General features: G+C 42.7%; 20 protein-coding genes and 2 tRNA genes. 7 read left to right on the plus strand and 15 right to left on the minus strand.

The genetic code is table 11. From position 1 onward, the window contains the following. The first annotated feature begins 574 nt into the window (after window positions 1-574). Window positions 575-1,876, plus strand: a complete 1,302-nt coding sequence (locus tag ACEN9X_RS19610) for a paraquat-inducible protein A (protein WP_413666734.1) — start codon at window positions 575-577, stop codon at window positions 1,874-1,876. Continuing rightward, window positions 1,863-3,170: a paraquat-inducible protein A gene (locus tag ACEN9X_RS19615; protein ID WP_413666735.1), complete on the plus strand. Its 1,308-nt coding sequence runs from the start codon at window positions 1,863-1,865 to the stop codon at window positions 3,168-3,170. Before ACEN9X_RS19610 ends, ACEN9X_RS19615 begins: the two co-directional genes overlap by 14 nt. A 400-nt stretch (window positions 3,171-3,570) precedes the next feature. Here ACEN9X_RS19615 and ACEN9X_RS19620 read toward each other — a convergent pair whose 3' ends face one another. Genes ACEN9X_RS19620 through ACEN9X_RS19670 form a run of 11 tightly spaced genes read right to left on the minus strand, consistent with a single transcriptional unit; the run spans window position 3,571 to window position 12,802 of the window. Then, window positions 3,571-4,260 carry a MarR family winged helix-turn-helix transcriptional regulator gene (locus ACEN9X_RS19620; RefSeq protein WP_413666736.1) on the minus strand — a complete coding sequence of 230 codons (690 nt, stop codon included), beginning with the start codon at window positions 4,258-4,260 and terminating at the stop codon, window positions 3,571-3,573. A 39-nt stretch (window positions 4,261-4,299) separates the two neighbouring features. Further along, window positions 4,300-5,367: an oxygenase MpaB family protein gene (locus ACEN9X_RS19625; RefSeq protein ID WP_413666737.1), complete on the minus strand. Its 1,068-nt coding sequence runs from the start codon at window positions 5,365-5,367 to the stop codon at window positions 4,300-4,302. Beyond that, window positions 5,367-6,614 carry an NAD(P)/FAD-dependent oxidoreductase gene (locus ACEN9X_RS19630; protein ID WP_413666738.1) on the minus strand — a complete coding sequence of 416 codons (1,248 nt, stop codon included), beginning with the start codon at window positions 6,612-6,614 and terminating at the stop codon, window positions 5,367-5,369. Before ACEN9X_RS19630 ends, ACEN9X_RS19625 begins: the two co-directional genes overlap by 1 nt. Then, complete coding sequence (locus ACEN9X_RS19635; RefSeq protein WP_413666739.1) at window positions 6,611-7,273, minus strand: flavin reductase family protein; 663 nt, start codon at window positions 7,271-7,273, stop codon at window positions 6,611-6,613. Before ACEN9X_RS19635 ends, ACEN9X_RS19630 begins: the two co-directional genes overlap by 4 nt. Before the next feature lies 1 nt (window position 7,274). Further along, entirely contained in the window at window positions 7,275-7,991 is a 717-nt protein-coding gene (locus ACEN9X_RS19640; RefSeq protein WP_413666740.1) for an SDR family NAD(P)-dependent oxidoreductase, read from the minus strand. Continuing rightward, window positions 7,988-8,671 carry a GTP cyclohydrolase I FolE gene (gene folE, locus ACEN9X_RS19645; protein WP_413666741.1) on the minus strand — a complete coding sequence of 228 codons (684 nt, stop codon included), beginning with the start codon at window positions 8,669-8,671 and terminating at the stop codon, window positions 7,988-7,990. Before folE ends, ACEN9X_RS19640 begins: the two co-directional genes overlap by 4 nt. Continuing rightward, entirely contained in the window at window positions 8,668-9,423 is a 756-nt protein-coding gene (locus ACEN9X_RS19650) for a lycopene cyclase domain-containing protein (RefSeq protein WP_413666742.1), read from the minus strand. The genes folE and ACEN9X_RS19650 overlap by 4 nt, the downstream gene beginning before the upstream one ends. Then, window positions 9,420-9,890 (minus strand): sterol desaturase family protein, encoded by a 471-nt coding sequence (locus ACEN9X_RS19655; protein WP_413666743.1) that lies wholly within the window; start codon window positions 9,888-9,890, stop codon window positions 9,420-9,422. Before ACEN9X_RS19655 ends, ACEN9X_RS19650 begins: the two co-directional genes overlap by 4 nt. A 1-nt stretch (window position 9,891) precedes the next feature. Then, window positions 9,892-10,413: an isopentenyl-diphosphate Delta-isomerase gene (idi, locus tag ACEN9X_RS19660; RefSeq protein WP_413666744.1), complete on the minus strand. Its 522-nt coding sequence runs from the start codon at window positions 10,411-10,413 to the stop codon at window positions 9,892-9,894. 38 nt (window positions 10,414-10,451) lie between these two features. Further along, entirely contained in the window at window positions 10,452-11,288 is an 837-nt protein-coding gene (locus ACEN9X_RS19665; RefSeq protein WP_413666745.1) for a phytoene/squalene synthase family protein, read from the minus strand. Further along, window positions 11,285-12,802, minus strand: coding sequence for a phytoene desaturase family protein (locus tag ACEN9X_RS19670; RefSeq protein WP_413666746.1), 1,518 nt, complete (start codon window positions 12,800-12,802; stop codon window positions 11,285-11,287). Before ACEN9X_RS19670 ends, ACEN9X_RS19665 begins: the two co-directional genes overlap by 4 nt. Window positions 12,803-13,728: 926 nt before the next feature. Between ACEN9X_RS19670 and ACEN9X_RS19675 the strand changes: the two genes are divergently transcribed. Further along, window positions 13,729-13,965 carry a helix-turn-helix domain-containing protein gene (locus ACEN9X_RS19675; RefSeq protein ID WP_413666747.1) on the plus strand — a complete coding sequence of 79 codons (237 nt, stop codon included), beginning with the start codon at window positions 13,729-13,731 and terminating at the stop codon, window positions 13,963-13,965. A gap of 776 nt (window positions 13,966-14,741) precedes the next feature. Here the strand turns inward: ACEN9X_RS19675 and ACEN9X_RS19680 are convergent. Then, window positions 14,742-15,962 (minus strand): BamA/TamA family outer membrane protein, encoded by a 1,221-nt coding sequence (locus tag ACEN9X_RS19680; protein WP_413666748.1) that lies wholly within the window; start codon window positions 15,960-15,962, stop codon window positions 14,742-14,744. Window positions 15,963-16,328: 366 nt separating this feature from the next. Here ACEN9X_RS19680 and ACEN9X_RS19685 point away from each other — a divergent pair, with 366 nt between their 5' ends. From ACEN9X_RS19685 to ACEN9X_RS19695, 3 genes are all read left to right on the plus strand, one after another. Next, complete coding sequence (locus ACEN9X_RS19685; RefSeq protein ID WP_413666749.1) at window positions 16,329-16,520, plus strand: cold-shock protein; 192 nt, start codon at window positions 16,329-16,331, stop codon at window positions 16,518-16,520. A gap of 71 nt (window positions 16,521-16,591) precedes the next feature. After that, on the plus strand, window positions 16,592-17,044 hold the full coding sequence (locus tag ACEN9X_RS19690; protein WP_413666750.1) for a cold-shock protein: 453 nt from the start codon (window positions 16,592-16,594) through the stop codon (window positions 17,042-17,044). Beyond that, a complete protein-coding gene (locus tag ACEN9X_RS19695) occupies window positions 17,044-17,334 on the plus strand; it encodes a DUF4262 domain-containing protein (protein WP_413666751.1) in 291 nt (96 codons plus the stop codon). Before ACEN9X_RS19690 ends, ACEN9X_RS19695 begins: the two co-directional genes overlap by 1 nt. A 152-nt stretch (window positions 17,335-17,486) precedes the next feature. Here ACEN9X_RS19695 and ACEN9X_RS19700 read toward each other — a convergent pair. The 3 genes from ACEN9X_RS19700 to ACEN9X_RS19710 all read right to left on the minus strand — a co-directional run bounded on the left by ACEN9X_RS19700 (window position 17,487) and on the right by ACEN9X_RS19710 (window position 18,303). After that, window positions 17,487-17,571: transfer RNA gene (locus ACEN9X_RS19700), tRNA-Leu, on the minus strand. Between the two features lie 53 nt (window positions 17,572-17,624). Next, window positions 17,625-17,697, minus strand: a tRNA-Gly gene (locus ACEN9X_RS19705). Window positions 17,698-17,820: 123 nt separating this feature from the next. After that, window positions 17,821-18,303 (minus strand): regulatory protein RecX, encoded by a 483-nt coding sequence (locus tag ACEN9X_RS19710; protein ID WP_413666752.1) that lies wholly within the window; start codon window positions 18,301-18,303, stop codon window positions 17,821-17,823. A gap of 60 nt (window positions 18,304-18,363) precedes the next feature. Here ACEN9X_RS19710 and ACEN9X_RS19715 point away from each other — a divergent pair, with 60 nt between their 5' ends. Then, on the plus strand, window positions 18,364-20,826 hold the full coding sequence (locus ACEN9X_RS19715; protein WP_413666753.1) for a bifunctional UDP-N-acetylmuramoyl-tripeptide:D-alanyl-D-alanine ligase/alanine racemase: 2,463 nt from the start codon (window positions 18,364-18,366) through the stop codon (window positions 20,824-20,826). The last annotated feature ends 29 nt before the right edge of the window (window positions 20,827-20,855 follow it).

Below are 20,855 nucleotides of genomic sequence, written 5' to 3' on the forward strand. Positions count from 1 at the left end.
TTTATAAAACCGGAGTTATTATTACCGGTTTGCATCCCGGAATATTATGTCTTCAGATAGGGCTCGGCTCGCTGATCAAAAGCAGGGGCCTGTTCAGGAATAATAAGATGACTTCGATGTAAACGCTATCGTTTGAGACTTCCCGGGCAGAAAAGGACGCCATGGCATTTTCGCTCTGACTTCGAACGGCCTAAATTTGGATGAACAAGTGTTTTGCGTGAACGATACAGACAAAGTATGCTGTCGGCTTGCCTGCCGCAGGATAAACAGGTCTCATGACGGCCTATACGAACCTGTGTTATTATAGCTAATTCTTAGTCGCCGGGACAATGTGGGCAGCAAGTTGGGCTTGAGGAATTTGTGGCGGGATTTAACAGCGGTGTCGCTGGCTGATCAATAATGATAAACCAGAGAGCGGGCGGAGATTTTGGAGAGCCGGTTGACCTGAAAGTTTGTTCGGAAAAAAGTACAGAAACAAGGGAAACCGTCCGTCTCGATCCTGTATAAAGATATGGCATGATATTATATGTCTGAATAGCGATCCAATGATCACGCGAATTTTTTACAGTTTACTTTGGCTATTCGAAAACACTTACCCCAGTTACTACTGATCTTCGGCCTCTCTATTCTGCTCGGCTTTGAGGGGTTTTTCAGTTACCGGTTACACGACCTATCGGCCAGGCAGGAAATGATCAAGCTGGATCATTCCACCGTCAACAATATTTCTTATGGCTTATTGTCCGTTGATCAATGGCGGGACGAGGTCTCGGGTATTGTCAACCGTCAGGTGAAACATTTCAAACTGACACCCAAACAAAAACAGGAATTACAAGCGGAGGTGGAATCGGTGCTTTACGCGCTCATCAACAAGGCCGAAGCAATGGTCGAAAAGAAACCCCAAAGCCTGGCCGGAAAGATCCGCAAACTGGCCATTAAGACTTTTGTCAAAACCGATAAGATCAAGGCGCAGGTTCCGGATTTCGCCAGGAAGATCATCGTCAAGGCTGACAACCCGAATCAAAAGAATAAGCTGAGCAACCTGGCGATGGGTAAATTTACCCAGCTGCAGCACACTGAAAGCATAGACAGTACTTTGCGGGTTAATCACGCCCTCTTTGACCGGATGTACCGCAAATACCAGGTTCATTCCAAAGAACAATTAAATGAAAAACTGGACCGGATGCTGGAAGAGATCCGTGTGGCTATGTATCATTACTGCTTCCTGATGCTCGGCTGTATCCTCGCTGTATTGGCTTTATGGTGGGTTTTGCGCAAGCGAACCGAACTGCATGGGACGCTGTTCATCCTGTCGTTGTTATTCGCTTTTGTATTACTGGCGGCGGGATTGAGCGCTTCGATGATCGAGGTGGACTGCCGGATCAAAACGCTGGATTTTATGCTGCTGGGTGAACACGTTTCCTTTAAAGACCAGGTCCTTTTTTATGAGAGTAAAAGCATTCTGGGCGTGGTAGAGGTCTTAATAAAACAACCCGCTGCCGATTCTATCGCGGTCGGTGTACTGATACTTTGCTTCAGTATCCTTTTTCCGGTTATGAAGCTTACATCTACAGGTATTCATTTATTGAGCAAGCGAAAAATAGCGGAAAATAAGGTGATCAAATACTTCGCTTTCCAGTCGGGAAAATGGAGTATGGCCGACGTGATCGTGATCGCCATATTGATGACCTATATCGGTTTGAACGGTCTTTTGGACAAACAGCTCGCGATGCTGAATATCCGCGGTCAGAACCTGACGCTGATCACTACCAATAACACGGCTTTGCAGCCCGGCTATATTATCTTTATCAGTTTCGTCTTGTACGGGCTGATCCTATCTACCATCCTGAAATACATTACCCCTCATGACAGCCATTAAAAAGAAATATACCATTTTAAATGTCATCCTGCTTGCCGGGCTTGGTGTGTTGCTGAGCGGGGCCGCTTATTCAGGTTACCGGCTGGCTAGTATTTCCACCGAACGCGAGCAGGTTAAAGAGGATTACAGCCTGTCCAACAGTGTGACCTTCGGTTTATTCTCCATCGACCAGTGGCGTGACCGGATCACCGATGTGCTGAGCAACCAGATACAGGATTATCATATCACGAAAACTCAGCAAAAAGATCTCCTGCTGATGGTTGAAAAGGAAATGCATGAACTGGTGAGTAAAACGGTAGCCGAGATCAACCAGCCGCAGAAAGGACTGGGCGGCAAGTTGAAAAAACTGGCTTTTAATACATTGGTGGACTCTGCCGAACTACAGGCCCAGGTCAGGCCTTTTGCCAAAACCATTGTGGCCAAAATCAGCAGCCCGGAGAGCGAAAAACGCCTGAAAAACATTGCCGGAAGCAAGGTAGACCAGTTGACGAGCCAGATCTATGACAGTGTGAGTGTGGCCAATTACACAGTCACCAAATATGTCTATAAAAAATACAAGGTGTCTGATCCGGTCACGTTTAACCAGCGTATTGATCAAAGGCTCGCTGTCCTGAAAATACAACTCATCCAATACGTTTGCGTGATGCTGGGCTGCGTACTGGCGGCCCTGGTATTGTGGTTTACCCTGCGCAAGCAGGTGCACCTGCAAACACCCTTATTCATTTTCGCATTATTGTTCGCGTTCGTGATGCTCGTTACCGGCAGCCTGTTACCGGTCATCGAGGTGGATGCGCGTATCCAGTCGCTGGATCTGGAATTGCTGAACGGTAAAGTGGAATTTAAGAACCAGGTACTTTTTTACCAGAGCAAAAGTATTTTAGGGATCGTTGAAACCCTCATCGCGCAATCCAAACCCGATGCCATTTTGGTTGGGGCGCTCATTTTGCTGTTCATACTGATCCTGCCCTTATTGCGCCTGATCGCCAAATGCATATACGTACTTAGCCCCAAAAAGACAGGCCGTAAGGGCATCGTCCGCTACCTGACCTTCGAACTGGGTAAATGGGACATGTCCGATGTGATGATCGTCGGTATGCTGATGACCTATATCGGTCTGAACGGCATCCTGAAAAGCCAGCTGTTCGGCTTGAATATCCACAGCGCATTGTTAAACGTGGTCACGGCGAACGGTACCTCATTGCAGCCGGGCTATTTTATATTCGCAGGCTATGTGTTGTTCGCCGCCCTGCTTTCTTATATTTTAAAACAGGTTTCACCCCATGACGGGATTTGAAAGCTTCGCATAACATACAGCGCCGAACATTTCAGAATGGCGGTCAGCCTCGGTTCCCACACCAGATGAGTTTATATATAGGTGAAAGCTCATCAGCAGTTCTATTTTTTGTTTATTAGTCTTATGGAGGCACCAGCTTATCAGTTAGCATCGGCCTGTTTATACGCCATGTGCAGCTCGCTTCTTTAGACACAGAAGTCATTTAGCCGGGATCGCTGGTCAAGTTTGAGGATACGCTGGCACGATCGCAATCTCGGAAACCAACGCATCACAGGTTACTAATATCAGGAGGTTCAGCTAATGGCGGTTATGCGAACGCTGAAAAAAGTATTCAGATTTTTCGCTCTTCACCGACCTTTTTAATGACAGGATTGTATCTGCGGTGTTTACGCTCAGAAGTTCATTGTTCAGGTGTAATTTCCGCTGCTATCTTTTTAAGGTCTTCCTTATTAATTATGGTCTTCTTTTCGTAGTGTTCCAAATGAAAGTTTTCCAGCTTTTGTAAAAGATATTGTAACGTGAATTTCTCACTGATAGTTAATCTGCCGGTGATGATCGTACCCACATAGCTGGTATGTTCGAATATCTGAAATAATAGTATTTTCCCCTTATCCGTAATGGCAATATGTTTACTTCTTTTATCCTTTTCATCGTCCCATTGTCTTACCAAACCGTGGGCGATCAAACGTCTGAGCACCTCCGTACCCGATGTTTTTTCCTGTAGATTATAGCTGATCAGTTCACTTTTTGACAAGTGGGTATGCGTTAAAAGGATCGCAAGGGCGGTAAAATCCTCGGCGGTTTGCAGGGGCGTGCCTTCCAGTGCTTTTTTTATATAAGATTTCGCGTAGCGGCTCATGAAGACAAATAGGCGTCCGATATTATTATCGAGTTGATAGGCGATGTCCAAAGCGGCGTTGTCGTTGTCGCCAAACCTGACCTCACTGCTATGATTGCGGCCGGAGGGCCCAGCAACTTTATTCAGCAGAAAACCTGTAAAATCCTGTATCGATGCTTCCCGTCCCTGGTTCTCTTCTTCCATTTCGGCCACAAGATTGATCAGTTGATGAATAAGTTGGTATGATTTCATGCGTCGGTAAATTTAAGCGTATCAGTTCATAGTTCAAATTTAGCCTCTTTTAATGAGTTCCGGTTTTTGTGTTTTGAACGCAGCGTATGCTGTTCGGTAATTTTTTTTTGCGTCACCATGCGGTTTGAGGCTTTTAAGCAGGTTGAGTGTTTTGATCAGCTTGAGTTTGTATAGGGGCAGTTCAGGTGCATTGATGGCAAGCATGTCTGCTACCTCTTTACCGAGGAGGTATCGCATTAAACCCAATATGTCATTGGCCGTAGCGCTGCTTTTATTAACCGAGAGAATATGATTGGTCAGGGATTGTGCCAATTCCCGTCCATGGACGGAAACAGAGAATTGCCTTCGTTTAATTATAATATTCAATTGCTGAGCCATTTTGGAATTTTCAGGGATCAGGTCTTCATCTAATCCGGACAAGTAACCTACCACTGCCCAGATATGCATAAACGCTACCTGATCTTCCTGGCTTACGCTGTAACCGAGCATTCGTAACCCGCGAATTACGATCAGCGAAAATGACAGGTTTGTTCCGGCCATGTCTTCCTGGTTAATGGGCAATCCCCAGCTATCGTTCCATTTTCCGCTTTGCAGCGTGTAGTAACGAACGGCCGCATGCATTATCCTCACTTTTAAAATTTCTTCAAAAGCGCTTCCGTTTTTACTGAAAGCATCCGGCCCCATTACTTCCCAAACAAAAACAGCGGTATCAAAAAGCCTTTTGGTGGTTTGCTTGCGGATCAGTTCTGACAAGTATAGCACCATTGCGCCATTGGCTGCGTTATAACAATAGGGTAATGATAACAACCCGAGTAAACTCATAATGATCTCTGAATGCTGGGCAAAGAAAACAGCGCCGGTTTTCATCAGCCGTGGCTGTGCCCATGTGGGCAGTTCCGTAGCTTTATCAATAAAGGCAAAACCCGGAAAGGTATCTTGTATTAAATTCAAGTGTAAAGTACCAGAAGCGCCACTCATCCAGTCCTGTAATTGCTTTTTCTTTGCCGGATCGCTAAAAACATAACGTATAAATTCATCCGCCTGCGCGTCGCCGAGCAGCCGTTTACGGTCTAAAAGTTCATTGCTATATAAATTATGATTCAGCATTAACACATGGTATTTATCATGGCCTCTGCAGCCAGCCTGCCACTTTTCATAGCCGCATTAATCGAGCCATTCATCAAATAATCACCACAGGTGAAGCATTGGGCATTTACCGACATGGTTGTATAATCAGGTTCATTAGTTATGTGGTCGTCATTGGGCAGTGCATAATCAATATGGTAGGTTTTTAAATGCTTCCAGCTGACGGCTTCGGGATACCAGAATTTCAATTCGTTAACCACATTTTCCCGGAGTTCGTTTTGGTTGGCTTTAGAATGATCCCCGATCAGCGACAGTGAAATTAAAGTATCACCGTTTTTAGAATACCGAGTGGAAATACGATCCATTACCGCTATGTTATTTACGATTTTTCCCGGTAATGTATTTAAAGCTATAAGAGGCTTTTCAAACGGTCTTTTTTTAGCGGTGAAATACATATTGCTAACGGAGTGGTGTTCAATTTTCGAATTTCTATTACCTATGGGGGAATGTAGAGGATCGGTAGCGATCAAAACATAGTTAGCCTGATATACAACCCCATCTGTTGTTGTCACCGAGCCGCCATTAACTGCTGATACATTTTGATGAAACAGCAGTTCCTGTGAAGAAAGGCATTCGGCAAGTTGTTTAGGTATCATGCCCATTCCTTTGGATGGGACAGCAGCATTGCCTTCGCTAAACATTTTAAAAACAAACTCAAACATTCTGCTGGAAGTACTTAGCCTGCCTTCGAGAAATATTCCTGTCATAAAAGGCCGGAAAAACTGGTTCATGATCGTTCCGCTAAAACCTTCCTTTTTCAGGTATTCTGTAGTGGTGATCTCCGGTTCTGAAAATATCTCATCTATACTTTTACCAGCCAATTTTAGTTTTAACCGGAGCATGCGTAATTTATCAGTAAATGTAGCGGCTGAAGACAACAAAGTGCTCACTAACGAACCTGGCTGCCTGGCTGGATCACCTAAAGTAGTGATACCATCCCTGTTCATAATAATTGCGCCAGGATCGAATTTGCAAAGTTCCAGCGCCTTATAGTCTAATAAGTTTTTGGCCTCGGGATAAGCCGTTAAAAAAACCTGGAACCCACGGTCAAGCAGGAAACCCTCGATTTCATCTGTCCGTACCCGGCCACCCACGCCATCAGAGGCTTCCAGTAGGAGTACAGATTTTCCGGCAGCCTTCAATATTTTGGCGGCCGTTAAACCTGCGATACCTGCGCCGATTATGATCACTTCAGCATCTTTTTTCATTGCTCAGCATTTGGTTTAATGTTAGTGCCTGATAAGTGCGGCTCAACGCCAGGCTTGGCATATGCAAGTTTTCCGACAGCTTTCGGCAGATAATAAGTATCCAACCCGGCTACCGTAATGGTTTCTGCTTTACCGTGATCTATCGTTCCATCTGGCCCGATCAGGCTATCTTCTGTTAGTATGTGTAGGATTTCACCGATTACAATCGTTGTTCCATTAACTTCCAACTCGATCATCTCACGCAGTTCGAGTCCCGTCCTTATGTTGGATGCTGCAACAAAAGGTGCTTTGAAATCTTTTAAATAATGCTTTTTGAAATGGCAGGTGTCAAATTCTGAAACGCCGGAAGGATAACTGGCACTGGTTTGGTGTGCCTGTTTATACCAGTCAGGCAATACGTTATTAAGGGTATATTGGCCTGTTGACCTTATGTTGCGCAGGGTGTCATTGTGCTCACGTTCTGGTCGGATAACCATCCCAATGAGCGGCGGGTTGGCACCCAAATGGAAAACAGAACTGATGATACACAGGTTGGAGATACCATCTCTGCTGCTTGTGCCCAGAAGATTGAGCGCGCGGTAGCCTATTAGGCTATTGATTAGGCTTGTACGGTATCGCTTTTCCAGTTGATAGATCTGTTCGCTTTTTATATGCTGCATATCAACTTGTTTTCAATTTACCTAAGCCGCCATCTAAGCCAATAACCTGCCCTGTCATCCAGTTGCTATGGTCCGATAATAGGAATGCAATAAGTCTGCTGATATCTTCGGGGCGACCAGTTTTTCCTAAGGGATGACGTTTAGCAGCGGCTTCCCTTTTTTCAGGTGTGCTCAACAGCGTTTGAGCGAGCGGCGTATCTGTTAATGAGGGCGCCACCACGTTAACCCTGATCTGCTGGATAGCAAGCTCTGCTGCTAAAGAAAGAGCCATACCTTCAACTGCACCTTTTGCCGCTGCTATACTTGCATGGTAAGGCATGCCTGTTTTGGCAGCGACAGAGCTGATCAACACGATAGATGAACCGGCGGCATTTTTTATAGGCTTAATAGCTTGCTGGATCATTCGTGCTGCACCTAAAACATTCAGATGGAAATCCTTCAAAAAGTCTTCGGCAGTCAACCTGTTGTACGGTTTCAGGGTGATGCTTCCAACCGAATAAACCAGGCCATGCAATTGCTCAGGAAGGTACATTTCTACCACATCCAAATTTTCTAAAACGTCGGCTTTTAAAAAATGTATATCTTCCGGCCACTCGGCTGATGCCGATCTTGATATCGTATAAATATTGGCTTGCTGCTGATGAAGCAATTTAATCAGCGACAGGCCGATGCCGGAACTGCCGCCGACTACCAGGATATTTTTTCCGTTGAAATTCATGATCCGATATACCTTAAAAATTCATTCTTAGTTTCGATATTTAAAAACTGCCCGCTGTATTCACCTGTAAGCGTGGTGCTGCCTGCGTCCCGAATGCCACGGCTGGATACGCAATGATGGTGCGCGTCTATGATAACCGCTACATCTTCCGTGCCCAATGCTTCTTTGAGCATATTGGCTATCTGCATGGTGAGTCTTTCCTGCACCTGCGGTCTTTGCGAACAATACTGAACAATCCTGTTAAGCTTTGATAAACCGATCACCTGCCCGTTACTGATATAGGCAACGTGGGCTTTACCTACAATAGGTACAAAGTGGTGCTCACAGTTACTAAATACAGCAATATTCCGTTCCACCAGCATCTGGTTATAGTTGAATGGATTTTTGAATAAGGTGGGTTTGGGTTTATTAGCAGGGTTCAAGCCGCTGAAGATCTCCTTCACGTACATTTTAGCCACCCGCTTAGGCGTGTCTTTCAAACTGTCATCTTCCAGATCCATCCCCAAAGTTTCCATGATCGCTGTAAAATGTTTGGCAATCAGTTCCATTTTGGTATCATCGTCCAGTTCAAAAGCGTCAGGACGGAGAGGTGTGTCAAAGGCAGCATTATAATGATCCTGCTCCAGATCGGTTACCACCCGCGCTAAAGTTAAGTCATTCAATATTTCGTTTTTTATCATGAAATTGTTTTAACATAAGTTAAAGAGCTTTTGCTATTTATCGCCTTTCTCTGATTTTTAAACCAAGGGTAAAACCTCGCGCTTAAACCTGTATAGATCATTACATTTAGTATGATCAAGTCCATTCCATAAAAGATATCCTCAACGGGAATGGTCAAAATACGTAAGCCTATAATATGTGCCGGGTTGTACCAAACTACCGGGTTTTCCAGGCCCGTGCCAGTCAGCAAACCATTCACAATGAGAAAAGGAAGTAATAATAGCAAGTAAGTATTATAAAACATTGACAGCCAGCTTGCTTTTAAAATAAACTGCGCGGTAAAAAGTAAGATAGCTAAAGCAGCGAAAGTGTAACACGTGTAATGTTGTTTATGAGACCAGATTGCCATAAATAAAGAAAAGGCTATTAGTAATGAACTAATGTTAATCTGATAACGGGCAAATATGTTTTTTTTGAGCATTGCATTTAAGCAAGCATAAGTGAACACGCATGAGTAAGGGATACAAAAAAAGAACAACACTTCTTCGACAGGCAAGTTACCCATGTAGATGCCTATGAGGTAAACAGGATTAAATCCCCATATTTTTAAGTGAGTGAAATACATATCCCAGGAAATAAATACTGCCCCTGTTATGAACATTGCCGGGAAAAGTGAACGCCAGTTTTTATAAAATTTCAGGCTGGGGTGAAATGAAAAAAGAAAGGGCACCAGCACCGAAAAAAGATCGATCAGCAGATAGATAAATCTCATGCCGGGTTGTTTTTTGAAGTGTTACGGAAATATTTCCAGGATACCCATAACATACCAAAGCTTTCGCCGTCATATTTACCCGTATGCTTATGGTGCATTTTATGCGCCCGGCGGATGGCTTTCAGGTAACGGTTCTCTGAATTACGCAGCACTTTTATGCGCTGATGGATAAACAGGTCGTGTACAAAAAAGTAACAAGCGCCATAAAGCGTGATGCCTATGCCGATACAAGTGCATACCGGCAAACGATATAGTGTTCCTGCTGCAAGACAGGCAATGCCTGGAAGCGCGAAGATCAGGAAGAACAAGTCATTACGTTCCAGAAAGCCGTAATGTTCTTTCAGGTGGTGATCACGGTGCAGCGGCCAGAAAATACCATGCATCACATATTTGTGGGTTAGCCACGCCACACCTTCCATTCCTGAAAATGAAGATAATATAATCGCAATGTTAATGAGCAATTTCATTTTAAATAATTTGACGATAGATTTCCAATACTTTTTCCAGGCATATTTTAAACCAGGCTGTATATTGCTCGGGCTGTTCCAATAATTCAAAAATCAACAGATCGGTATCTATATACCTGAAACCTGCCACTTCTGCAGGATTGGGCAACGGTAACTCATCACTAATGCCCATAAAAACATGGTCGTATTCATTTTCGATTAACCCGTTCGCAAATTCATGACGATAGCTGAACTGAAATAACTCGGTCAGTTCACAATCCATTCTCATTTCTTCCCGCAAACGCCTATGAGCGGCATCCGGCGTAAATTCATCTGCACGCGGATGACTGCAGCACGTGTTAGTCCAAAGTCCGCCGGAATGGTATTTATCCAACGCTCTTTGCTGAAGCAGCAACTGACCTTTGCTGTTGAATACAAAAACGGAGAAGGCGCGATGCAGCGTTCCCGATATGTGAGCCTCCATCTTATCTATTTCACCAATAGCGTTACCGGCTGTATCAACTATAATTATGTTACCTTCCAATTGTTATTTATTTAGGTTACCAGATCATTCATCATGGATTAAAGCACATTCAACTTGTACCTTACCAGTGAATCAAACATTAAATAAAACTTGTGCCCGTTTGATACCCGTATCCTTTCCGACATTACTTTTTCGGCCGGTACTTTTGCTATCTTCCCGAATAGTTTCTTATAATAAACGTAAGCCAGGTAAACACCCTTGCGGCAGGAACGTGGCAACTCCCTGATCCCTTCCAGGGCTTCGTTAAGTTCTGAAAGAATATCCTGTTCTATAGCACGCTTGTTCTCGTCTGAAAATGCAGACAGGTCAACATCCGGAAAGTAGGTGCGATTCAGTTGCTCATAGTCAGCGTTTACATCCCTGAGAAAATTCACTTTTTGAAAAGCCGATCCCAATTTCATCGCAGGGATTCTCAAGCGCTCAAATTCGGCTTGGTTGCCATTGGTGAATACGTGCAGGCACATCAGTCCGACTACCTGGGCAGAACCCATTATATATTGCTGGTATTTTTCTGCATTATAAGATTGTTCACCAAGGTCCATCTCCATACTGTTCAAAAACTGCATGATCAGGTTGTGATTGATTTTGAATTGGTTGACAACCTGTTGAAATGAATTAATTACCGGGTTAATACTGATGCCACGCTCAATAGCGGTAAAGGTGTCAGCTTTTAACTCTGCCAGCATAAGTGATTTTGGATAATTATGGAAACTGTCCACGATTTCGTCGGCTAATCTTACAAAGCCGTAAATCGCGTGTATGGGATGACGTACCTCCTTGTTAAGAAATAATATCCCTAGGGAGAAGCTGGTACTGTAAAGCCGGGTTGTTTCCCTGCTGCACGTAGCAGATAAGATATCAAATCGTTCTTTCATTTATGGTTAAGATATTGTATTAGCAATTGAGCGGAAACCTTACCCGAAATAATTGAAGGTGGTACTCCCGGCCCTGGAACGGTAAGTTGCCCGGCATAAAAAAGATTCTTTACCTTTTTATTTTTGATGGAAGGTTTAAGGTGCGCGGTTTGCATTAATGTGTTGGCCAGGCCGTAAGCATTCCCTTTAAAGGAATTGTAATCTGTCTTGAAATCTTTTACACAGTAGCTTTTCTTATAGTCAAGCGCGGTTCTGATCGATACACCAGTATAATCTTCCAAACGTTCCATAATTAACCCGAAATATTCCGTTCTCAATGCTTCGGTATCTGCTATACCCGGTGCAAGCGGCATGAGGATGAATAGATTTTCATGTCCGTCGGGGGCTACACTATCGTCTGATTTTGAGGGGCAGCAAACATAAAAAAGCGGTTTTGTCGGCCATTTTGGGTCTTTGTAAATTTCTGTCGCATGCAGCTTTAAATCCGCATCAAAAAACAAAGTGTGGTGTTCCAGTTTTTCGATCTTAAGATTTACACCTAAAAAGAAGATCAGGCTCGAAGGAGCCATTATCCTTTTTTCCCAGTAGTCGGCACTATAGTTCCTGTTGGCTTCATCAAGTAATTGTTGCTCCACATGATGATAGTCTGCCGATGCAATAACGCCATCGTAATCGCTCTCGCCATGTTTGCTGCCTGCCTTTTTGATCTTTTGCTTCGCAACCTGCAGATGGCTTACCGGTGAATTGGTATGAAAAACAACTCCCTGCGCTTCGCATACTTTTTGCATCGCTTCGATGACTTTACCAAATCCACCTTTAGGGTACCAGGTGCCAAGTTTAAGCCCCGCATAATTCATCAGGCTGTATAAGGCCGGGGTATCTTCCGGCATCGCGCCCAAAAAAAGCACCGGAAATTCCATCAGGGTGATTAAGCGCGGATCCTTGAAAAACCGCCGTACATGTTTGGCGAAAGAGTTGAATACCTGTAGCTTAAATGCGCCTTTAATAAGATCCCAGTCGGCAAATTCCAATAAAGACAATCCGGGTTTGTGTACCAGCTTATTCATGCCTGTGCGATATTTATAGGCTGCTTCTTCTAAGAAAAGTTTAAGCTGGATGGAACTTCCGGGCTCTATCGATTCAAACAGCGTCTCTAAAGCAGCGTAGTCCGCAGGTACATTTAACACATCGCTTTTTCCGAAGACAATAGTGAACCCGGGATCAAGTTGTTTCAATTCATAAAAATCGGACGCTTTATAACCGAAATCATTGAAGAAGTTCTCAAACACTTCCGGCATCCAGTACCAGCTCGGACCCATATCAAACGTGTAACCTTCCTCAACCATTTGACGGGAGCGGCCTCCTATTTCAATGTTTTTTTCATAAACATTGACGCGGTGTCCTGCTTTGGCTAAATAGGCAGCTGCACTCAGGCCGGAAAATCCGGAACCTATCACAGCGACAGAAGATTTTTTTCCAGGAATAGTGTGATCAATATGATTTGGCTTTAACATTTGGTATTTAAGGAAACAGGTTAATTTGAATTCTTAAGTCAAATATAATTCAATTATATACTATATTTTCGTAAATAGTATATTTTTGTATTAATTCAGAAAGGTTTTAAATTACCTTTTCCGAAAACATTATGAAACACGTCTTTCGACTTCTTCTTTCTTATTTAGTGATTATTTTTCAGATTTAATTTTATTCGTCATCTTCTTCGTCTCTTTGCGTGTTTGTTAAACTAATTCACATATTATTAATTATTGCAGTAATTTCATTGGTGCTGGGAATCCTACGTAGGGATACGACCGTGGTTTAATCAAAGGTATTATAAGCCGGTCCACCCAGAGCCGGCTTATTAAAAAAAAAATACCTGTAATAATTCGCCTGCTATGCAGTCTGTATATCTTGGCTGCTTGCAGTCGAAGGTCATTTCTCCCCGTAATTTATATTATTAACTACAGTCTTTCACTTCAGGTGCCCCCGGAAGCCTTTAAGAATAAATTTCCTGCCGCCCTTACCTGATTTGGGAGCATATTCGAGGATCAGATTAACGGAAACTTTTTTGGGCAGCAATAACGAGTATATACGTCACTGTAAGCGATAACTAAAAACACTATTATGCTGAGAAATTGGTCATTCCGTATAATAGGCTGCAGCGTTCTGTTCGCACCAACCAATGTCCAAAGTGAGTGAAGGCATTTTTAATTAACCGGCAACCGTCAGTGTCCGTTTCAAAAAGTAAAAATAGTAGCGACTTTTCAAAATTCATCGCCTTGGCATGGATAAATTTACCTTAGCACCTGAGCAACGGATGATACATAGCCGCGCCTGGATATAAGAATTTTCTTAATGACCTTCTTTTTGATTGTTGAGGTAACCATACAAAACCAAATCCGCAGGGAGAACGTAAATATATCTGCACTTACGTATTGTTATGGTTACTGAGGAGCTTGTTGCAGCCCGGATAAAAAATATTAGGATAGCTAAAAATTACAGCCAGTTGTATGTAGCTTATAAGATGAAAATTTCTCAAAACACTTTCAGTAAAATAGAACTTGGAAACGTGAAACTTACACTTAAAAGGCTAATTGAGATAGCGAATGTTCTTGAAACTTCGCCGGCAGATTTGGTTAGATGTGATGAAGATATCTTTCTCTCTGTTAAACGATAAATGAAGCATGCTAGGTTAAATATTTGCCTCAATAATTTAATTGGGCTTCTTAGTTAGTTATTATTTACAAGTTTATCGCGAATCGAGTTAATTAAAATCAGTCGGAAAACGATAACACATGAATTATTCTTCATCGGTAAAAGGAACATTTTACAAGTGCCGACTCAGAGCCGGCACTTGTAAAAAATGCAGAGAAGTTACCCGACGAGGGAATTGTTCCGCAACTTCGGGACAACCTGAAGAACTGCACCCATCAGTGTGTTGCCCATACCTGAAAGCAGATTGAAAGGTTATTATTGCTGCCATCGTTAGAGGGACAAAAAAGAGTCATAGCAAATTTTATGGACGCATGTAACCGTGAAAAGATTGTCTCGAGCTAGTTAATATGTTCAGCTTGTCCCATTAATTAGTGGGGGAAGACTGGTAAATAACAGCTAATCGCGATTTGGAAACATAATGGACCATTAATCTGCATGATTTTTGTCATAAATTACTTACTATCCCGAACAGATAGTCCCAAAAAAGGTTAGAAAATAGGCAGGAACTGATTTTACAGATTTAAGTAAATCATTTTCCAGAATTGATTGGTATCTAATGACTTCAACGAAAATAATGTAGTTACAGGTTTTTACCGTTTATCTCCGATTTGTCACTGTACTTTGCCACTAGGAATCCGTCTTGGCAACTTATAACCGGGGATCACAAATTCATCCATTTAAAGTCAGCATAGTAAGTTTATAAAACAAATTTAAGAATGAAGACAATAGATGAAATTGTTAAAATGATTCGCCGATATTCAATATAACCGCGCTGTAGCCTCTACTGAAAGCATAATCAATACCGATATTGGTATTAGAGCCTTTATTGAATTTTACCCTTAATCCTGTTCCTGCAGCCGGGTGCCATGATTTTAAGAAAGTGCCTGAACCACTAACCGTATTTACATTGGCGAACGCAACAAAGCCTAAGAGGCCGTTGGAGGTAATATCCCGGCGATATTCACTTTCAAAATAGAACAGCGATTTGCCCCTGTAGCGGTTCTGATCAATGCCTTCACCGGACCGGTTATAAGGATCCCATCCGATGCTCGGCAAATCAAGATAGGGCGTGTTGCCACCCAGCACTGTCCAGAAGTAAGACCAAAATGCCAGCGTGTTTTGTTGGTTTTTATTAGCGGGGTTGAGCGGGACATATTTCCGGTAATCCAAATACAAGGAGTGCCAGCTATCATTGCTACCCATAAAGGCAGGGTTAATACGGTATACAACATTAAAATAGGATCCTGGCAATGGGTTGATGGAATTGTTCCGGGTGTCGTATAACAAGGCCAGATTGATTCCGGAGGAAACCGAGCTGCCGCCGGTACCGTAATTATAGCCGGTGAATTGCTTTAAGTCAATCGCCGGATCATCACTTTTAATGCCGCTGCGATAATCTATATTGTAACCTCCTCCCGCAAAGAAATAGGAGGTAATTCGCTTGAGTGCGCTCTGATAAAAACGAACGTAATTGTAATTGATTAGTGTTTTTTCGCTGTAGTCATTTCTGCTGCCCAAACCCCAGGTATATTGCGGATACCTCAGGAACCGGATATCCCCTTGTATATTCCAGCTATTATCCTTAAGCCAGATACTGGAACGGAGTGGTAAGCCAAACCTACTGTGCAAATTCCAATAGGGTGCAAAAGTCGCGCTGGAAAGATTGGTCGTGCTTTGAGGGCCGAGGTAAGTGCCCGCGGTGGTACTGGTGATCAAGGCCCGGCCGGCTCCGCCCGGCACAGAACCCGGAATGGGAAGGATCGAAAAATATATTTTCTTTTCCCGCTGTACTCTTGGTTTCTGTGGCGCTATATGAAACAGGTCCTTAGCAATGTCAATCAGGTCGGTTTGCCTGGAAGTATCTTTAACAGCGCTTTGTTTAGGGATTGTATTGGATGCATCCTGTCCGAATGTAATTGCAGGAACCAGGCAAAAACAGATTGTAAATATTCTAAGCATTATCATATTTAATTTAACGTCACACATCACTTTACCCCTCAGCGATATCAAATATTAAATTATCGCACATTACAATATAATGATTACCGAACAATCTGTAATTGATGAATTACCCTTAACATCAAGAATGAACAACAGTATCTCAGGATGCTGAACGGATTAATCTGATTTGGGATGTTAAAGCTAATACGTGAATAGCTTTCAATTTTAGTAAGGATGTATAAATAAGCAACCATATACCTTACATTATGTTTCTCATATTGCCATTTTTTCTTTTCATAATTAAATAATTGTTAAATATTTTTACCAAATCGAAAATATGTCAATAGTTTTATCTACCTTGTGGACTTATTAATAATCAATATAATGCAACAAGGAACAGTAAAATTTTTTAATGAAACAAAAGGTTTCGGATTTATCACACCAAACAGTGGTGGCAGCGAGATCTTCGTTCATTCAACAGGTCTGATTGACAACATTCGCGAGAACAGCGCTGTTAGTTACGACGTGGAAGAAGGTCGTAAAGGACCAAACGCAGTAAATGTTAAAATAGCTTAATACACTATATCATCATTGTGAAGCATCCTCCTTTTGGGAGGGTGCTTTTTTTGTTACACTTAATATAAAATATGGGTAGATCAACCGAAACTTTTAGTAAAAAAGAACGCGAAAAGAAAAAATTCAAAAAACAACAGGATAAAAAAGAGCGGTCCGAGGACCGTAAAACAAACGCAGTGAAAGGCCAGGGCTTAGAAGAAATGATGGCCTACGTAGATGCGAGCGGTAACATTACCTCTGTACCCCAGGAGCCCGGTAACCAAAAAAGAGTAATTGCACGGGACATTCAAATCTCCACGCTCAAACAAGAAGAGGTAGAAAGCGAAATTGTAAGAAAAGGCACGGTCACCTTCTTCAATGAATCTAAGGGATTCGGTTTTATCAAAGATATGCAGACCCAGGAAAGCGTTTTTGTTCACATTAATGCCGTCGCCTTTGCAATTAAAGAAAACGATAACGTTACTTTCGAAATAGAGCAAGGATTGAAAGGGGCGAGCGCTGTCAAGGTCTTGAAATCAAATTAATGATACGCAATATTGTCGTAAAAGGAATGATGCCTCCAATGATGCAAAGGCTGCGGTGCGGTTTTAGCGTCAGCGTTAAAAATAATAAGCGAATGATTGTACCTAGATCTTCCGAAGGCATGACTAACGTTAAAAATTCAGACATTTCGGAGTACGCCCTCACTTCAGTTAAATTTTACCAAGATCGCAATTATGAATATTTACAACTTATTTTTCCAGACCTAAATGGGAAATTTCCTAATGAAGTAGGTTATAATTATGATCAAAAAGTATTAGGAAATTTGAGATAACTGTTGCAAATAAAGATTTGCTCAAAATCGGTCGAAATTTTAAACTTCAGAAATACTTGTCCAAGTATTTCTAAATGGTTTTTTAACGGGAAGATCAGAAATGACTATAAACGAAAAACGTTCGCAAGAGTTTAGCAACTTGCGAACGTTTGTACTCAGAGCGGGAATCGAACCCGCACTCCGTTTACGGGAACAGGATTTTAAGTCCTGCGTGTCTACCAGTTCCACCATCTGAGCAGGTGTCCAACCTTTTAAAAATAAAACCCTTCTTTCAATCAGGAAGGGCTTTGAGCGAAAGACGAGATTCGAACTCGCGACCCCGACCTTGGCAAGGTCGTGCTCTACCAACTGAGCTACTTTCGCGTTGGTATTTTCCTCGCTTCGAGTTCGCTTTCGTTAACCGTTTGTTTATCTCGTTTGCGGGAGTGCAAATATAGGCAGAATTGTATACTCTGCAAGATAAATTTTAACTTTTTTTAAAATAGTTTATAACTCGCTGTTTTTCAAAATATCAGCTATCACCTCAGCTTCAAATCCGCGGCCCATGGCATACTGCTGTAACTTGTAACGGCGCTTAAGCTGGTTCTTTTCGGTTAGGGTAGCGGCTTTTTTTTGCAATAAAAGGGTTAATGCGGCAAGATAATCGTCAAAATCAATATTGAGCAGTGCTTTTTTGATCAGCACATCAGGCACTCGTTTAAGCTTAAGACCTTGTTTAATTTTAATGCGCCCCCAGGCTTTTTGGTTAAATTTACTTTTGGCATAGATCCTTGCAAATCGTTCTTCATTAAGAAAGTTGCCTTCAATCAACTGACTTATAATGTGCTCTACAGCATCGGGCCATAAACCCCACTCATAAAGCTTATCGCGTACTTCCTGTTGGGCACGTTCCTGGTATGCGCAAAAATGTTCGGCTTTGGCAAGGGCAACTTTCTCGTCGGTAATTTTAATTGGTTTGGGCTGATCCATTTAAAAGCCAAAATTCGTTAAAAATTATTCTATTTGTTTTAATATCTCCAAATTAGCAGCATGCCCAATAATTCATACGCTATATCCGCTATAAAAAAGATCATCAAGGCCGATGGCAACATTGTTGAAGATTATGCCATCAACGCACTTTTTACTGACAGCCGCCGGATTAATAACCCATCCGAAGGCTTATTCTTCGCCCTGAGCGGCAGGCGCAACGGGCATGAGTTTGTTGCCGAAGCTTATGCCGGCGGTGTCCGCAATTTTGTGGTGGAGCATGGTCCTGAGTTTAACCTGCCTGGTGCTAACTTTTTGATAGTGACCGATCCGCTGGTTGCTTTGCAAACCCTGGCAGCTTATCACCGCAGCTGTTTCAAGTTACAGGTAATTGGTATCACGGGCAGTAACGGCAAAACAATAGTTAAAGAGTGGCTGTACCAATTGCTTTCGGCCGATAAAAATATCGTTCGTAATCCTAAAAGTTATAACTCACAAATAGGTGTTCCGTTGTCCGTATGGCAAATCAATGATCGAAACGACCTCGGTATTTTTGAAGCAGGCATCTCCACTGTAAAGGAGATGAATAAGCTGGAGGCTATTATTAAGCCCGAAATAGGGGTGCTTACCCATATGGGTCCGGCGCACGACGAAGGCTTTGAATCGCCGGGACAAAAACTTCTGGAAAAGCTGGGACTGTTTAAGAACAGCAGGCTGTTAATCCATAATTACGATCAGCTGATAGGTTATGAAAAAGATATTGCGGCAAAAGAAACTTTTACCTGGAGCCGCAAATTCCGCGAAGCTGATCTGTATGTTTTCAGTGAGACAGTGATCTCTAAAAATTATTATTTCCGCGCCCGTTACCAGGGTAAAGAGATAGAGTGCCTTGTTCCTTTTACTGATCAGGCTTCGGTAGAAAATGCTATTACCTGCTGGGCTACTATGCTGGCTTTAGGCTACAGCCCTGTTGAGGCCGATAAACGTATTGAGCGCCTGGCCCCGGTAAGCATGCGGCTGGAATTGAAAAACGGGGTAAACAACTGTTCTGTTATTGATGATTCATATAATTCCGATCTGCAATCGCTTGAAATAGCACTTAATTTTTTATCGCAGCAAAACCAGCATCAAAAAAAGACACTGATCCTGTCGGATATTTATCAATCGGGCTTGCAGCAGGATGTACTGTACAAACAGGTGGCTGATTTGATCAGGACTAAAAAGATAGACAAGTTTGTTGGTGTTGGTGAAGCTTTGCTTGGCCATCAGCCGTATTTTGATGTGGCTGAACAGCATTTTTATACCGATACTACCACATTATTGCAGCAGCTAAAGGCGCTCAATTTTAAAGATGAAACCATCCTTATAAAAGGTTCAAGGAGTTTTGAGTTTGAGCAGATAAGCCGTGCCTTAGCCCAAAAGGCGCATGAAACGGTTATGGAAATCAACCTCAACTCTTTACTCAATAACCTCAATTTCTATAAGTCGAAACTTAAACCAGGCGTAAAAGTAATGGCGATGGTTAAGGCATTTAGCTATGGCAGTGGCACATTTGAGGTAGCCAATATGCTGCAATACAATAAAGTTGATTACCTGGCGGTGGCTTATATAGATGAAGGAGTGGCTTTACGGCAAGCCGGCATCATCCTGCCCATCAAAGTGCTCAATCCCGAAGCCTCGGCATTTGATAAGCTCACCGAATACAAGCTTGAGCCGGTAATTTATAGCTTTGGTTTGTTAGATGATTTTGTGGGGTATGCTTCGGCGCAGGGAATCGTCGGTTACCCGGTACACCTTAAAATTGATACAGGCATGCACCGCCTCGGTTTTGAAAATTATGAGATCGAAACCCTGTGTGATATGCTGGAGGCTAACCGTTATGTGCGTGTGCAATCGGTATTTTCACATTTAGCAGCAAGCGAAGCCCCCGAGCATGACGAGTTTACCAAAAAACAGATCAAGCGTTTTGAGAAAGCTTTTAAAGAGATAGAACGAACACTGGGCTACAAGGTGATTAAGCACATCTGTAACACTGCCGGAATTATTCGCTGGCCTTCGGCGCATTATAATATGGTTCGGTTAGGGATAGGCTTGTATGGAATTGATTCATCGGTGCCGGCCTCAGATGCCGGTTTGCAACCTATTGCCAGCTTAAAAACCAGTGTTGCCCAGGTTAAAAAGATAGGAGCGGGAGATACTGTTAGTTATGGTCGGAGCGGCAGTCTTTTAAAAGATGGTAAAATAGCTACCATCCGCATCGGCTATGCCGATGGCTACCTTCGCGCTTTTGGTAAAGGTGTTGGCAAAATGCTGGTAAAAGGTACGCTGGTACCTACAGTAGGTAATATTACCATGGATATGTGTATGCTTGATGTTAGCGGGTTGGATGTACGTGAAGGCGACGAGGTAATTATATTTGACGAGCACCAGCGTATTGAAGAACTGGCAAAACAGATAGGCACTATCCCCTACGAAATATTAACCAATATTTCGCAAAGGGTAAAACGGGTTTATTTTTACGAGTAGGATTAAACGCTCTGTGGGATTTCTTGTAA

The organism is Mucilaginibacter sp. Mucisp86 (genome assembly GCF_047324315.1).
Taxonomy (GTDB): domain Bacteria; phylum Bacteroidota; class Bacteroidia; order Sphingobacteriales; family Sphingobacteriaceae; genus Mucilaginibacter.